Source organism: Nonomuraea fastidiosa (genome assembly GCF_042751225.1).
Lineage (GTDB): Bacteria > Actinomycetota > Actinomycetes > Streptosporangiales > Streptosporangiaceae > Nonomuraea > Nonomuraea fastidiosa.
In genome coordinates, this window is the sequence record NZ_CP170570.1 from 5,650,611 (window position 1) to 5,665,763 (window position 15,153).

General features: G+C 72.0%; 13 protein-coding genes. 8 read left to right on the forward strand and 5 right to left on the reverse strand.

From position 1 onward, the window contains the following. Positions 1–122: 122 nt before the first annotated feature. Positions 123–1,286 carry a citrate synthase/methylcitrate synthase gene (locus ACFMQL_RS26090; RefSeq protein ID WP_364055849.1) on the reverse strand — a complete coding sequence of 388 codons (1,164 nt, stop codon included), beginning with the start codon at positions 1,284–1,286 and terminating at the stop codon, positions 123–125. Positions 1,287–1,612: 326 nt separating this feature from the next. Between ACFMQL_RS26090 and ACFMQL_RS26095 the strand changes: the two genes are divergently transcribed. The 6 genes from ACFMQL_RS26095 (at position 1,613) to ACFMQL_RS26120 (ending at position 7,788) form a co-directional block, all read left to right on the forward strand. Further along, positions 1,613–2,371: a hypothetical protein gene (locus ACFMQL_RS26095; RefSeq protein WP_378787464.1), complete on the forward strand. Its 759-nt coding sequence runs from the start codon at positions 1,613–1,615 to the stop codon at positions 2,369–2,371. Between the two features lie 48 nt (positions 2,372–2,419). Then, complete coding sequence (locus tag ACFMQL_RS26100) at positions 2,420–3,721, forward strand: tetratricopeptide repeat protein (RefSeq protein ID WP_364055843.1); 1,302 nt, start codon at positions 2,420–2,422, stop codon at positions 3,719–3,721. An 876-nt stretch (positions 3,722–4,597) separates the two neighbouring features. Then, the gene (locus tag ACFMQL_RS26105; protein WP_364055840.1) at positions 4,598–4,807 is read left to right on the forward strand and encodes a cold-shock protein; all 210 of its coding nucleotides are present in this window, start codon (positions 4,598–4,600) and stop codon (positions 4,805–4,807) included. Between the two features lie 247 nt (positions 4,808–5,054). After that, positions 5,055–5,546, forward strand: coding sequence for a hypothetical protein (locus ACFMQL_RS26110; protein ID WP_378787466.1), 492 nt, complete (start codon positions 5,055–5,057; stop codon positions 5,544–5,546). Between the two features lie 107 nt (positions 5,547–5,653). Next, positions 5,654–6,067 carry a SigE family RNA polymerase sigma factor gene (locus ACFMQL_RS26115; RefSeq protein ID WP_378787469.1) on the forward strand — a complete coding sequence of 138 codons (414 nt, stop codon included), beginning with the start codon at positions 5,654–5,656 and terminating at the stop codon, positions 6,065–6,067. Then, entirely contained in the window at positions 6,064–7,788 is a 1,725-nt protein-coding gene (locus ACFMQL_RS26120) for a hypothetical protein (RefSeq protein WP_378787471.1), read from the forward strand. The genes ACFMQL_RS26115 and ACFMQL_RS26120 overlap by 4 nt, the downstream gene beginning before the upstream one ends. A 189-nt stretch (positions 7,789–7,977) precedes the next feature. Here ACFMQL_RS26120 and ACFMQL_RS26125 read toward each other — a convergent pair whose 3' ends face one another. Then, positions 7,978–9,309, reverse strand: coding sequence for an APC family permease (locus tag ACFMQL_RS26125; protein ID WP_364057533.1), 1,332 nt, complete (start codon positions 9,307–9,309; stop codon positions 7,978–7,980). A 406-nt stretch (positions 9,310–9,715) separates the two neighbouring features. Between ACFMQL_RS26125 and ACFMQL_RS26130 the strand changes: the two genes are divergently transcribed. Next, positions 9,716–10,921: an SRPBCC family protein gene (locus ACFMQL_RS26130; RefSeq protein ID WP_378787473.1), complete on the forward strand. Its 1,206-nt coding sequence runs from the start codon at positions 9,716–9,718 to the stop codon at positions 10,919–10,921. Positions 10,922–11,016: 95 nt separating this feature from the next. Here the strand turns inward: ACFMQL_RS26130 and ACFMQL_RS26135 are convergent, their stop codons facing one another. Both ACFMQL_RS26135 and ACFMQL_RS26140 read right to left on the reverse strand, forming a co-directional pair. Then, positions 11,017–11,307 (reverse strand): DUF3817 domain-containing protein, encoded by a 291-nt coding sequence (locus ACFMQL_RS26135; protein WP_364055825.1) that lies wholly within the window; start codon positions 11,305–11,307, stop codon positions 11,017–11,019. A 69-nt stretch (positions 11,308–11,376) separates the two neighbouring features. Next, positions 11,377–12,261, reverse strand: coding sequence for a hypothetical protein (locus tag ACFMQL_RS26140; RefSeq protein ID WP_364055822.1), 885 nt, complete (start codon positions 12,259–12,261; stop codon positions 11,377–11,379). Positions 12,262–12,457: 196 nt separating this feature from the next. On the opposite strand from ACFMQL_RS26140, the gene ACFMQL_RS26145 reads away from it, so the two are divergent. Continuing rightward, the gene (locus tag ACFMQL_RS26145; protein ID WP_378787475.1) at positions 12,458–13,936 is read left to right on the forward strand and encodes a serine/threonine-protein kinase; all 1,479 of its coding nucleotides are present in this window, start codon (positions 12,458–12,460) and stop codon (positions 13,934–13,936) included. Positions 13,937–13,952: 16 nt separating this feature from the next. On the opposite strand, the gene corA is transcribed toward ACFMQL_RS26145, so the two are convergent. Continuing rightward, positions 13,953–15,131 (reverse strand): magnesium/cobalt transporter CorA, encoded by a 1,179-nt coding sequence (gene corA / locus ACFMQL_RS26150; RefSeq protein ID WP_378790209.1) that lies wholly within the window; start codon positions 15,129–15,131, stop codon positions 13,953–13,955. Between the last annotated feature and the right edge of the window lie 22 nt (positions 15,132–15,153).

The window sequence follows — 15,153 nt, forward strand, 5'->3', positions numbered from 1 at the left end:
CACCTCACTCGACCAAACCACGGGTGTACCAGCAGTTGGACACCCGAGCGCAGGCTACCGCGCGCCGCTGCGGGGGCACAACGGCACGCTCCGGCGGCGCGCGATGAGCGTCCTGCGGCTGCTCAGGCGGGCACGGGCTGGGGCGGGGTGGCGCCCACGTACCGCGCCGCCGGTCTGATGATCTTGCGGTCGGCGGCCTGCTCGAGGATGTTGGCGCACCACCCGACCGTACGCGCCGCGGCGAACGTCGGCGTGAACATCGAGCGCGGCACCCCGCACAGCTCCATCACCACGCCCGCGTAGAACTCGACGTTGGTGTGCAGCTCGCGGCCCGGCTTGAGCTCGGCCAGGATCTCGACGACCCGCCGCTCGACCTCGTGCGCGAAGTCCACCAGCTCGCCGCCGAAGCTCCGCGCGATGCCCGACAGCAGGCGCGAGCGCGGGTCCTCGGTGCGGTAGACGGCGTGGCCGAAGCCCATGATGCGATCGCCGGCCAGCACGCGTTCGCGGACCCAGGAGTCGATGCGGTCGGGCGTGCCGATCTCGTCGAGCGTCTCCAGGGCGCGGCTGGGAGCGCCGCCGTGCAGCGGCCCCGACAGCGCGCCGAGCGCCCCCACCACGCAGGAGGCCAGGTCGGCGCCCGTCGAGGCGATCACCCGCGCCGTGAACGTGGAGGCGTTGAAACCGTGGTCGACGGTGGAGATCAGGTACTGCTCGATCGCCCTGGCGTGCGCGGGGTCCGGCTCCTCGCCGGTGAGCATGTAGAGGTAGTTGGCGGCGTAGGCGAGGTCGTCGCGCGGCTCGACCGGCTCCAGGCCGAGCGAGAGCCGGTGCAGCGCGGTCAGCAGCGTCGGCATCAGCGCGCTCACCCGCAGCGCGTCGTCAAGGCGGCGCTCGGGGGAGAGGTCGTACAGCGGCTTCATCCCGAGCATGGCGCCCGCCGCCGACACGGCGCTGCGCGCGGCGTCCAGCGGCCCGCCGTCCGGCGCGGCCAGGGCGGGCAGCACGGGTCGCAGCGCGTCGGGGACGCGGCGCAGCGCAAGCGTGCGCTCCAGGAAGCGGCGCCGCTCCTCGCCGGACGGCAGCGTGCCGAGCAGCATCAGATGCCAGACGTCCTCGAACGTCCGCTTCTCCGCGAGCTCGATCGCGGAGTACTGGCGATAGTGGTAGAAGCCCTCACGGCCGCGGACGTCGCTCAGGTGCGTCTCGGTGACGACGACGCCGCTGAGTCCTCTGGGCACGTCGATGCCCTGCCCGTTGCCCGCCGGCGCGGTGGTGCTGTTCATGACGTGAAACCTCCTCTGATACCGGCACTCTCCGGCCTCCGGCAGAGGGGTGTCAACATTGATTTTCATCCACGTGATCTAGACCACTGGCCGGTCAGCAGTCGTTGGTGGCTCGCAGCATATTGATTTTCATCAACACTAAGGCGGATGGTGTGGCCGTATCGATCCGGGAGGGTTTCGCCGTGCGCGGAAGGCGCGGGGAGCTGGGAAAACCCGGCCCGCGATTCCGTAACGCGGTGGTATAACTACTCACCGTAATCAAGAGCGTGCGCCGGTGCGGACACTCCCGGCGCCGTCCCCCCGCTTCCCCCGAAGGAGCACCACGCATGCGCCTGACCCGTGCGTCCCTTGTCGCCGGCGGCACCGCGCTGGCCGCAGTCCTGCTCGCCGTCCAGCCCGCCGCCGCCGTCCGCCCCGACACGGGCTGTCTCGCGTACGGGCAGGTCGGCAGCTACCTGTCCAGGGACGGCGGCGCGAAGGTGACGCTCTCGGCCGCGTTCGTCGACGAGCTGAAGAGGGCCGGCATCGGGTTCTCGGCGCTCGGCCCGGTCGAGCCGGTCGACGGCGGCAGGGCGCTGTGGATGCCCGTCGGTGAGCGCTACGACACCATCGAGACGCCCAGCGGGCGGATCTGCCACCCCGGCGGCTTCCGTTTCACCGAGGACGAGGTCGGCGTCACGTACGAGATCGACACCTTCCGCATGCTCTTCGCCACCGGCGGCGGCAGCGCGATCCTCGCCACCCCCACCGTCAACGGCGAGTCGAGGCCGCGCGGCGAGCTGACCCTCGCCACCTTCAGCCTCCGGCAGGCGCTCGACCCCGGCACGTTCGTCCGGCACGGCGGCGGCGTCGGGCCGCGCAAGGTCGCCCTGACCCTCCACCAGAGCTGGGCCGACGACCTCAACAGAGAGCTCGGCACCCGCCTGCGCGGCGGCGCCCACTGGGCCGACATCGCCATCGCCTGGCAGGGCGCGCCCAGCCGGCCCGTCCCTTCCGGCACCTCGCCCGGCCTGCGCGGCATCAAGCTCGTGAACGACGCCATCCGGCGCACCTCGGCGCGGCCCGCCCCGATACTGCCGTTCTGACCGGCAGTCCCCCCTCCGCCATCCCCCTCACGAGGACACCTCGAACAGATGAAACGCGTACGGCTTGTGCTGCCCCTGCTGGGATGCGTGCTGCTGGGCGGCCTCCTGCTCGCCCCGCACACCCCCACGGGCGTCATACGCGATGAGGAGCCGCCGCAGCCCGGGCCCTCGGCAGGTGCGTCGTACGACCCGGCGGTCACCATCGAGGCCGCCCGGCGCCGGCTGAGCCGCGACCCCCGCGACGCGGCGGTCTGGGCGAACCTCGGCCACATGTACCTCCAGCAGGCCCGCCGCACCACCGAGACCGGCTACCACGCCAAGGCCGAGGCCGCTCTCGAACGCTCCCTGCGGCTCGGAGCCGGCGGCCGGCCGCCCGTCGATGCCGTCATCGGCATGGGCGAGCTGGCCAACGCCCGCCACGACCACACCGGCGCGGTCCGCTGGGCCGTACGCGCCCGCGCCGCCGCCCCGCACCGCTGGGCCCTCTACGGCGTGCTCACCGACGCCTACCTCCAGCTCGGCCAGTACGACCGGGCGGAACGCGCCCTGCGCCGCATGCTCGACGGCCGCCCCGACCTGGCCTCCTACAGCAGGGCCGCCCGCATCGAACACCTCCGCGGCCGCGTCGGCCCGGCGCGCGAGCTGCTGCGCCGCGCCTGCCGCCTCGCCGCCGACCCCGCCGAATACGCCTCCTGCCAATGCCAGCTCGCAGACCTCTCCTGGGACGAGGGCGACCCGTCGGCGGCGCGGGCCGCGTACACGCTGGCTCTGGCGGCCGACCCCGGCCACGTGCCCGCGCGGGCCGGCAAGGCGCGCACCGAAGCCGCGCTCGGCGACCACGACCAGGCCCGCCGCGACTACGCCGCGGCCGTCGCCCGCTCGCCCGCCTACGCCGTCGAGTACGGCGAGCTGCTCGACCACCTCGGCGATCATGCGGGCGCCCGGCAGCAGTACGCCGCGTTCGTGGCCCACCACAAGGTGCTGGCCGCCAACGGCGCCACCGACCACTACGCCATCGGGGTGTTCCAAGCCGACCACGGCGACCCGCGCACCGCCGTACGCCACCTGCGGCTCGAATGGGCGCGACGCCAGGCCGTCGAGGTCGCCGACGCCCTCGCCTGGGCCCTCCACCGGGCCGGCCGTCACGCTGAGGCCGCCCGCTACGCTGCTCGCGCCGCCGCGCTCGGTGGCCGCAACGCGTTGTTCTCCTATCACCGGGGTGAGATCGAGTACGCCCGTGGGCACCTTGCCTGGGCCCGTACGCACCTCACCCGGGCCCTGGAGATCAACCCGTACTTCTCACCCGGAGGGGCGGTCCGCGCCCGCGCCCTGCTGGCGGAGACCGCGTGACGGCGCGGGGAGGACTTGTCCTTCGGGGCGGGACGGGTGGGTGAACGACTCCGGCAGCAGGCCGGCTCGGCCGAGAGCGAGCCGGCCGACGCCCTCGCCTGGGTACTTCACACGAGCCGGCCGTCACGCTGAGGCAGCGCGCTACGCTGCTCGCGCTGCCGCGCTCGGTGGCCGCAACGCGTTGTTCTCCTATCACCGGGGTGAGATCGAGTACGCCCGTGGGCACCTTGCCTGGGCCCGTACGCACCTCACCCGGGCCCTGGAGATCAACCCGTATTCCCCGTTCGCCGAAGCGGTCCGCGCTCACGCCTTGCTGGCAGCGACCGCCTGGCCCTGTGGGGCGTTGGGGTGCGAGGCGCTCGGACACGAGGCGTAGGGACGCGAGGCGCAAGCGCGCAAGGGCGTCGGACTGCGAGGCGTGGGGGCACAAGGCGCAGGGCGCAAAGAACGCCGCGTGCAGGGGCGCGAGGGGCGAGGGTGAGGGCGTGGAAGCGCAGGGGGCGCAGGGGGCGCAGACGCACGGACGCACGGACGCACGGACGCACGGACGCACGGACGCACGGACGCACGGACGCACGGACGCACGGACGCACGGACGGGCGGCCCTGTACCCCTCAGAAAAGCACCGCAAACCAGGTAATTTCACCGTCAGATCCGAGAAAAAGAGACGGCGCGCTCAAGCGTCAATCCCGGATTGCTGTGCTAGCCTGGCGGCGTTGCAGTTGTGGTTCCCATAAAAGACTTTGTGTGCGCCTGACAGATTGCTATCAGGCGCATTTTTTGTTCGCCGGTCATTTCCGGATGGGCACATCGTGGCGACACGGATTCCGCAAAGTGCGGATTCCGTCTGGTCTGCGCATTTCTAAGGAGATCGACATGGCGACAGGCACCGTGAAGTGGTTCAACTCGGAAAAGGGCTTCGGCTTCATCGCCCAGGACGGCGGCGGCGCCGACGTCTTCGCCCACTACTCCAACATCGTCAGCAACGGCAGCGGCTACCGCGAGCTCACTGAGGGACAGAAGGTGTCCTTCGACGTCGTACAGGGCCAGAAGGGCCCGCAGGCGGAGAACATCATCCCCGCCTGACCATAAACCGCCGAAACCCCTGAGCCTCACGGCTCCCGAGCCCGGGCCCCGCGTAACGCGGCGCCCGGGCTCGCGTATGCACCGACGGACACGCACGCGCGCCCCACGGTTTCCTGCGGGTACGCGGTCGTGCTTCTGGGGCGGCGAGGGGGTGCGGTGGTGCGACACGCCGGCGATGAGTTTCGTGCTCGGTGGGAGTCAACACGGTGGCAAGGACGTATCCGGCATGACGAGAGGAATCATCGCCATGAGTGAGCAGAAGGCAGCCCCCGCCGACGTGCCGTCCGACCGATCGCCCGCACTCGACCGGCTGGACGTGCTGGTGGGGGAGTGGGAGACGGCCTCCATTTTCGAGCCGGGCTTCTTCGGCCCCGGCAGCCCCGAGATCGTCGGACGCGGGCGCACCATGTTCACCTGGATGGAGCGGCGGCACTTCCTCATTCAGACCTACACCAACGAGCACCCCGACGCCCCCGACGGCATGTGCGTCATCGGCCTGAGCGACCGGCCGGAGGTGTTCGTGCAGCACCTGTACGACTCGCGCGGCGTCACCCGCGACTACCTCTTGACCCTGGAGGACGGCGAGCTGCGCATCTGGCGCGACGACCCGGCTTTCGCGCAGCGCTACCGCGGCACGATCTCGGCGGACGGCAAGACGATCGAGGGCGCATGGGAGGCGTCGGAGAACGGCGGCCCGTGGCGGCACGACTTCACCCTCGTCTACACCAGGGTCGCCTGACGCCCGCGAAGATTCTTGCAACGAAAGCCGCGGCCCGGGCGTCCCTGGGAGGTGGAGTTCGAGGATTTCGTCCGGGCCAGGGGCCGGCGCTGCTGCGGTACGGGCTCGTGCTGACGGGGAACGCCGACGACGCCGCGGACCTGGTGCAGGAGGCGCTGCTCAAGCTGAACTCCACCTGGCGCCGGGTCAGAAGGAAGGACGACCCGGAGGGCTACGTCCGCACGATCATGGCCAGGCAGCACGTGACGTGGTGGCGGCGCCGCCGGCGGGAGCAGCTCACGGACGAGGTGCCGTCGCCGGTCCGGGAGGACGAGGAGGACCTGCGGGAGGTCTGGGAGCGGCTGCGCGCTCTGCCGCCGAAGCAACGGGCGGTGCTGGTGCTGCGCTACCACGAGGGGCTCGGCGACGGTGAGATCGCCGCGATCCTTGGGATCTCCCAGGCGACCGTACGCAGCCAGGCGTCCCGCGCGCTCGCCACACTCCGCGCCCGCGCACGGGCACTGTCGGGGAGGCAGGCATGAGAACCGACGATGAGCGCCCGGCCAAGCAGTCGACCAAGGCCGAGTCGGCCGAGGTTGAGGTGAGTGGGGCCGGGCTGACCGAGGTCGAGTCGATCAAGGCTGGGGTGAGTGGGGCCGAGACGACCGGGGCTGGGGTGAGTGGGGCCGGGCTGAGCGGGGCCGAGTCGGCCGAGGTTGAGGCGAGCGGGGCCGGGCTGACCAGGGTCGAGCGGACCGAGGCCGGGCTGACCAAACTTGGGCTGGCCGAGCCCGAGCTGGATAGGGCCGAGCTGGCCAAGGGCCCGCTGTTCGGTGGTCCGCTGGTCGAGGGGTCGCTGGTCGAAGGGCCGCTGATCGAAGCCGGGCTGGTTGATGACGAGGCGGCCGATGATCAGGCGGTCGATGATCGGCTGGCTGAGGAGCGGCTGGCCGAGGCGTTGCGGACGATCGCGGAACGGGCTCCGCAGCACGACCTGCTCGCCGCCCTGGCGGCGCGACGGCGGGACCGGCGGCGCCGCCGGACGGGGGCCGTGCTGGCGTCGGCGTGCGCGCTCGCGCTCGGGTGGGCGGTGGTGACCGCGTGGCCGTCCCCGCCCCAGCCGATCCCCGGACCCGGCGCGGGCGGCACCGCCGCCCCCAGCGCGGCGGCCCCCAGCGCGGCGGCCCCGAGCGCGGCACCTTCGAGCGCGGCAGCCCCGAGCACGGAAACCCCGAGCACGGCGGTCCCTGCATCAGGGCTGGAGACGCCGGGATCGGGCAGGGAGTCCGCGCCAGGGCCGGACGGGGACAAGGCGAACCTCGGCCGCACGCCGCGGCCCGACAGGGACACGGCGTCTGGGCCGGAGGGAGACGCTACGCCGGGTCCGGGCAGGGACGGCGCGTCATGGCCGGACGGAAGCCTCACGCAGGGGCCGGACGCGGTAAGGCCGGGCAGGGAGATCGAGCGGGTGTGGCCGGGCGCCATGGTCACCGTCCCGGCGGCCTACCGGCCGCTGGCCGCCATCGACGCCACACGGCTGCTGGCCAGGGAAAACCGCGGCACGATCGGCGTTTACGACGTCACCACCGGGCGGTTCACGACGGTGGCCACACCGTCCGGCGAGATCACGGCGCTGACCGTCGATGACGAGCACGCCGCCTGGCTGACCGATGGCTGGGTGTGGGTCGCGCCGCTGCGCGGCACCGGCCAGGCGCGGCGGGTGGGCCGCGCCGAGGGCCGTTCCGTCGATCGGCTGGAGCTGGCGGGCGATCAGGTGATCTGGTCGAGCCCGCTCGACGGGGTGTGGCGGATGCCCATCGGCGGGGGAGCGGCGAAGAAGGTGCCCAGGTCGGCGGGGCTACAGCTCGCCGGCTGGCCGTGGGCCACCGACGAGCCGCTCGCCCTCAAGCACAGCGCCACCCGCCTGGTGAACCTTGAGACGGGCAAGAAGGTGACGATCCGGGCGGCGCGCGGGGTCGAAGGGCTGCGCTGCCGGGCCACCTGGTGCGCGGGGCAGCGCGGGCAGGACACTGTGGTGCAGCGGACGGACGGCCGTGACGCGCGGGTGGTCAAGGGCTTGCACGGGGAGTCCTACCGCGACCGGTTCTTCCCCGGGTACGCCGGCGTGTACGACGCCGACGCCGGCCGGCTCGTCTCCTTCGAGCCGCTCAGCGAGTGGTCGGGAGGGGACGGGGTGATCTTCTGGGAGCAGGGCGACGGACTACGGGTGGTGAACCTGGCCGCCGTCCCACCGGCCCGGTAAGCGCACCGGGGTCGCCCGCCGATGTCCGCAGCTCGGGTGGACCCGGTGGGGTCCCGGGGGAATCGGCGGGAGACTTCGGCCCCGGACGGAAACGGGGCCGCCTTCAACAGCGCGGCCCCGGACGGAAAACGGGGCCGCCTCCAACGGCGCGGCCCCGGGTGGGAACGGGCCGCTCCGAAGGCGGCCCACTCATGTCCGTTCTGAGGCTCTCTTATGCGACCACCAGGTGATCGCCCAGAGGATCAGGCCGATCGCCAGCAGCACGCCCGCGATCTCGTACTGCCCCGCCGGACGGCCGGACGACCACGGCAGGACGAGGTAGAGGCAGGTGATCGTGCCGATGACGGGCAGCACGCTGCCCGCTCTGAAGTGCTCGACCCCCGTGTCCTCCCTGCGCAGCACCAGGACGGAGACGTTGACCAGCGCGAAGACCGCGAGCAGCAGCAGCGAGGTGGTGCCGCCGAGCAGCGCCACGACCGGGCTGTCGGGCACCAGCGAGACGTAGGCGATGAGCAGCAGCGCGATCACGGTGGTGAACACGATCGACACGTGCGGGGTGCGCCGTGTCGGGTGCACCTTGGACAGGAACGGCGGCAGCACGCCCTGCTTGCTCATGCCGTACAGCAGGCGGCTGGCCATCAGCATGTTGATCAGCGCCGAGTTGGCGACGGCGAACATCGAGATGAACGGCAGCAGCTCGCCGATCGGCACCCCGGGCGCCGCCGTCTCCACCACTGTCACCAGCGGCGTCTCACTCGCCTCCAGCTCGCCGACCGGCACCACGGCGACCGCGCAGATGGACACCAGCACGTAGATGAGCCCGGTGATGCCGATGCCGGTGAACATCATCCGCGGGAAGATCTTGACCGGGTCCTTGGTCTCCTCCGCCATGTTGACGGAGTCCTCGAAGCCGACCATGGCGAAGAAGGCCAGCGACGTGGCCGCGCTGACCGCGAGGAACACGCTCTTGTCCTCGGGCGTCTCGAACGCCACGACCCGGGAGAAGTCGGCCTCGCCGCCGGTGATGAAGTACAGGCTGAGCACGATCACGAGCAGCAGGCCGGACAGCTCGATCGCGGTGAGCACCACGTTGAGCTTGACGCTCTCGCCCACGCCGCGCAGGTTGACGGCCAGGACGAGCAGCATGAACGCCATCGCGATCAGCAGGATGACGGTGTTGCCGACCTCCAGGCCGAACCCGGTGGCGAGGTTGGCGGCGAAGGCCCGCGACGCCGCCGAGGCCGAGGTGATGCCGGAGCACATCACCGCGAAGCACACCAGGAAGGTCAGCAGGTGCTTGCCGAACGCCTTATGGACGTACAGCGCCGCGCCCGCCGCTTCCGGGTATTTCGTGACCAGCTCCAGATAGGAGCACGCCGTGATCAGCGCGACGACGAACGCGACGGCGAACGGCAGCCACGCGGCGCCGCCCACCTCCCCGGCCACCTGGCCGGTCAGGGCGTAGATGCCGGTGCCGAGGATGTCGCCGACGATGAACAGCAGCAGCAGGCCGGGGCCCATCACCCGCTTAAGGGTGGGCTGGCCGTCACTCCCCGTTTCCGCGGGGCCGGGGGGACTGATCTGTGACATAGGGGTCCTTGTCGTGCGTCAGCCGTGCGGCTGCATGGGCATGGGAACGCGTCCCGCGCGCGGGAACCTCGTGGGTTGAGCGATCACGGCGCCGGCGGGCGTCGTGGGCCGGACCGGCCGCCTGATCACGACAGTCATCCTGTCACTTTACGGCGCGTACAGACATCCGTGAATACGTCGTCACGCTGTGTCGGCGCGTGTCCCCGCGCTGCGACGTTCGCACGTCGGAGCCGATTCCCGGCCGCCATGACCGGTGTTGCGGCTACCGTCCGTTAGCCCAGGTCGTCGGCGGGTAGCGGCCCTCAGCAGCATCAAGCCGGTGCGAACTGGGGGAGTCATGAGCACCTTTCGGGACGAGACCGCGGGGCCGTCACGCCTGCCCAGCCTGCTCAAGGCGGCCGGGGTGGGAGCCTGCGCGGGGGCCGCGGCCGCGTACCTGCTGGACCCCGCGAGGGGACGGGCCCGCAGGGCGCGCGTACGGGACAAGGCGGCGCACGCCACGCACGAGATGCGCGACGGCGCGGCCGTGCTCAGCCGCGACCTGGGCAACCGCGGACGGGGAGCGGGCGCCGAGCTGCGCTACCGGATCGCGGGCCGCTCGGCCGACGACCGGGTGCTGTCGGAGCGGGTACGCGCCGAGCTGGGCCGTCATGTCAGCCACCCGCACGCCGTGCGCGTCTCCGTGCACGATCACGTGGTGACGCTGGAAGGCGACCTGCTCGCCGAAGAGGAGGAGCACGCCAGGAAGGCGGTGCGGCGCATTCCGGGTGTGAAGGCGGTCGACGCCCGCTGGATCCCGCACATCGACCCGTCCGGCGTGCCGACGTTGCAGGGCCGGGGCCGGCCCCGCGAACCCGTTCCCGAACTGCGGCAGCAGCGCTGGTCCCCGACCGCCAGGTTCGGCGCCGGGCTGGCCGCCGCGTACGCGCTGACCGCCTCCCGCCGCCTGCCCGGCCCGCTGGCCTGGATCGTGCGCGCGGCCGGCGCCGCCGTGGCCGCACGCGCGCTGACGAACCTGCCGCTGCGCCGCCTCACCGGCATCAACGCCGGCAGGCGCGCGGTGGACGTGGCGGAGGCGGTCGAGATCACCGCGCCGCCCGAGGCCATCTGGAAGCTGGTGAGCGACTACTCGGTGTTCGCCGAGGTCATGCCCGACGTGTACGAGGTGCGCCGCTCGCCCGACGGCGGGCTCTCGCACTGGATGATCAAGGGCCCGGCCGGTGTGCCGATCCGCTTCGACGCCACTGAGACCAAGCGCGACGAAGGCAAGGAGATCGCCTGGAAGTCCACCGAAGGCCAGCTCATCGCGCACACCGGGTCGCTGCGGCTGGTGGACAGGGGGCGGGGCAGGACCCGCGTGCAGGTGCGGTTCACGTACAACCCGGTGGTGGGCGCCGCCGGGCACGCCATCGCCAAGCTCCTCGGCGCGGACCCCGGCCACAAGCTGCGGCAGGACCTGGCGCGGCTGAAGCGGCACGTCGAACGCGCGCAGCAACGGCGGGAGACCGGCCGCAGGGGGCACCCGGTCGCGGTCGGCAGCTGAGGTAGCGGTCGGTGGCTGAGGTCGCGGTCGGCGGCTGAGTCGGTGTTCTGCGCCTCAGCGGTCATGCCGGGGCGCGGTACACCCCAGAGGTGGCGTCAGGCCGGCTGCGGGGTGCGGGCGGCCATGCGGCGTTCGAACCAGATCGAGGTGAACGGCGGCACCGCGCACGCCAGCCCGAGCACCACCGTGCCCCGGCCCCAGCCCGCCTCCCGCGCCGAGAGCAGCACGCCGAGGCCGTAGAGCACGAACAGCGCGCCGTGGATCGGCCCGAAGATCTTGACGCCGAGCTCGCTGGTCTCGGTCACGTGCTTGAAGAACATCCCGACCAGCAGCCCGGCCCACGAGCACGCCTCGGCCACCGCCGCGACACGGAACCAGCGCAGCACCTTTCGCCCCTTTCCTTGGAAGATCTCCACGTACTCTACAGGCTGTAGAGCAGAGGCTGGACGGCGGTCTCAGTGGCCGCGGCGGCGCTGGACGTAGAGCCGGTCGCCGCGCGGCCCCGTCCACTCCAGCCGCACCACCCCGGGCACGGCCGCGTCGCCGGTGCGGGAGGGGTCGGCCCAGTAGCCGGCGTTCGGGTTGCGGAAGAACGTCGCCCACAACCGCCCGGCGTGGTCGCGGAAGAGGTTGTTGTGCCCCGCGCCGACGCCCAGCGTCCACCGCTTGGAGTAGGGCCCTTCGAACCGGTCGGCGACCGCCACCACCGCGTCGTACTGGTACTGCGTCCGGCCCGGGCCCGGTGGGTCGTAGGCGTGGCGGGTGCTGCCGTCGATGTGGTGGTACGCGCCCGGCTCGATGAAGTCGGGCCCGCCGATGAAGGACTCGCCGAACGGCTTGTCCAGGTTGCCCTCCGCGAGCCGGTACGGCCCCTCGATCCCGCCCTCGCTGACCAGCAGGAACGAGCCGACCTTGCGGGAGTGGTCGCCCATGCACGCCACGATGTACCACTTACCGCGGAAGCAGTGCACCTCGGGCGCCCACACCTGACCCCGCTTGCCGAACCGCTCGTCGCTCCAGTACTCCTGCCAGGGCGCGACCACCGTGCGCCCTTCGCGGTTCTCGTTCACGAACTCGGGCGACCACACCTTGCCCTTCTCCGCGCCGGGCCTGATGCGGGTGGTGTCCACCAGCCGCCACGGGCCGCGCAGGGACGGCGCGGTCCACACGAAGATGCCGTCGTTCCAGGGCGCGGCCGCCTGCAGGCCGGGCACCCGCGTGGTGCCGGTGGCGACATAGAGCGGGCGGCCGCGCACGATGAAGCAGTTCACGTACGTGTCCCGCATCCAGACCCGGCCCAGCTCCCGGTCGCGGGGGCGGGGGCGGCCGCCGCGCGACATGCCGGAGAGTCTGCCGATATCCCTGGAATTTCGTCAATAACCCGGAAGAAATACGTACGCGGGCTCCCGGCCGCCGGAAAGCCCGTACGGTATGGGCATCGCGGCGACGCCGGAGCGATGGCGGAAACCTCAAGCACCCGCCGGAGCGTTGGAGCGGGTGAGAAAGCAGGCGCGCCCAGACGGGGAAAGGCGGAGGATGACCTCGGGAACGAGCAGCACGCAGGCGCAGGACATGCTGGGCCCCTACCGGGTGCTCAGGAAGATCGGCGAGGGCGGCATGGGCGTCGCCCACCTCGGGCTCGACCCCGCCGGCCTGCATGTCGCGATCAAGGTGCTGCACCCCCACGTGGCCGCCGACCTCAAGGCGCGCGACCGGCTCATCCGCGAGGTCGAGACCATGCGCCGGGTGCGCAGCCGCTACGTCGCCGAGGTGATCGACGCCCAGATCGCGGGCGGCCGCCCGTACGTGGTGACGCGCTTCGCCGACGGCCGCACGCTCGAGGACACCGTGCTGAGCGACGGTCCGCTGAAGCCCCATGAGGTCGTCAGGCTCGCCCAGGGCCTGTGCCAGGCGCTGGTGGACATCCACGCGGCCGGGGTGATCCACCGTGACCTCAAGCCGTCCAACGTCATGCTGGTCGACGGCGAGCCGCTGGTCATCGACTTCGGCATCGCGCAGCTCGTCGACTCGGCCCGGCTGACGCAGACCGGGATGTTCGTCGGCACGCCGGGCTACCTCGCGCCCGAGATCATCCGCGAGTCGCTGATCACCCAGGCGGCCGACGTGCACGCGCTCGCCTCGACGGTGTTCTTCGCCGCCACGGGGCTGCCGCCGTTCGGCACGGGCACGTTCGAGTCGGTCTGCTTCAACACCATGGAGGGCCGCTGGCAGTCCGAGCACGCGCCCGGCTGGCTGCGCGGCTGGCTCACCCGCGCGCTCGACGTCGACCCCGCCGCCAGGCCCACCGCGCGGGAGCTCGCGCGCATGGCCGCCGCGCTCGACCCCGACGGCCGCCGTCCCACCGCCACCCCGGCGTACGACCGCACGCTCACCATGCCCGCCGGCCAGGACGCCGTCTCCGACCTGCTGCCGCCCGTCACCTACGCCACGAGCGTCCACGAGCAGGCGCACCCCGCGACCACCGCGGCCCCCACCGTTCACGAGGACAAGCCAGAGCCGCCGCGCCCCGCGCCGCCCCGCGAGCCGTTCGAGCTGCGCAGATTCCTGAAGAGCAGCGACTTCTCCGGCGTGCTCGTGCTCATCATGCTGGCCTCGATCACCGTGCTCAGGCCGGTCACCATCGGCCTGATCGCGGCAGGGCTCTCGGTGGCGCTGCGGATCGCCGGCCACTACCTCGACGACGAGCGCGAAGACCTCACCAGGGCCGCGCTCGTGACGGTCGGCCACCTGCTGCTGTCGCTGGCGTTCGGCATCGTCGCCGGCACGCTCCTCCACATGACCGGCTGGCTGAACGCGAGCCACGCCGAGTCGCTGGCGGCGGGGGCGTTCACGATCGGCCTGTTCGCGCTGCCCGGCGCGGGCAAGGTGCGGCAGGTCGCCTCCACCGCGCTCGCCCGCGTGCTGCCCGGCCAGAGCGCGGTCATCGTGAACACCGCGATCCTGGGGCCGATCGCGCTCATCACGGTGATCGCCGCCCTGAGCCAGGGCGTGTGAGCGGGTCCGGCCGGGGTCAGAGCCAGCCGCGCCGCTTGAAGATCACGTACAGGCTGAGGCACGTCAGCGCCATCAGCCCGAGCGCGAACGGATAGCCGTAGGTCCAGCGCAGCTCGGGCATGTTCGGCGGCTCGAAGTTCATGCCGTAGACCGTGCCGATGAGGGTGGGCGCGAAGAGGATGGCGGCCCACGAGGAGATCTTCTTGATCTCCTCGTTCTGTGCCAGGCTGGCCTCCGTCATGTGCTTGATCTCCTCGTTCTGCGCCTGCGTGACGAGGGTGGCGTTGACGGTGAGGATGTCGGCCAGCATCTGGCGGAAGCCGTCCACCCGCTCGGCCACGGTGGTGGCGTGGTCGGCGACGTCGCGCAGGTAGCGCTGCAGCTCCTCCTCGGTGCCGTACTTGTCGAAGCCCGCCGTCAGGCCGTCGAGGATGGCGAGCAGCGGCCTGGTCGCCCGCTGGAACTCGATCACCTCGCGCGACAGCTCGTAGATGCGCCGCGAGACGCCGGGGTCGCCGCCGAACACCTGCGTCTCGATCTCGTCGATGTCGTTCTGCAGACCGGCGACGACGGGGGCGTAGCCGTCCACGACGTGGTCGAGCACGGCGTACAGGACGGCCTCGGAGCCGCGTGCCAGCAGCGCGGGGTCGGCCTCCATGCGCTCGCGCACCGCGTGCAGCGGGGGCGCGTTGCCGTGGCGGACGGTCAGCACGAAATCGGGGCCGCAGAACAGGTGGATCTCGCCGAACTCCACCTGCTCGGCGGCGTCGTCGTAGCGGGCGGCGCGCAGCACCACGAACAGGGTGTCGCCGTAGCGCTCCAGCTTGGGGCGCTGATGGGCGACGACGGCGTCCTCGATGGCCAGCTCGTGCAGCCCGAACTCCTTGCCGAGCACCTCCAGATGCTCCTCGTCGGGCTGGTAGAGGCCGATCCAGGCCATCGTGCCCGGCTCGTCGCGCAGCCGGGCGCGCACGTCGGCGGGGGACGACGGGCTGTCGAGACGCCGGCCGTCGCGGTAGAGGGCGGCGTCGAGCACCTGGCCGTCGAGCACCCGCACGCCGTCGCGCCGGGCAGGGCGGCGGCCGTGCGGATCCATCGACTCCTCGGGCGCGGGCTTGCGCTCGGGCTCTGCCTTGACGGCCGGAGCCGCGATACGCCGTACGGGACGCAGAACGCGTGAACGCCAGTCGGACATCATCGGTGGACCTCCGGAACGT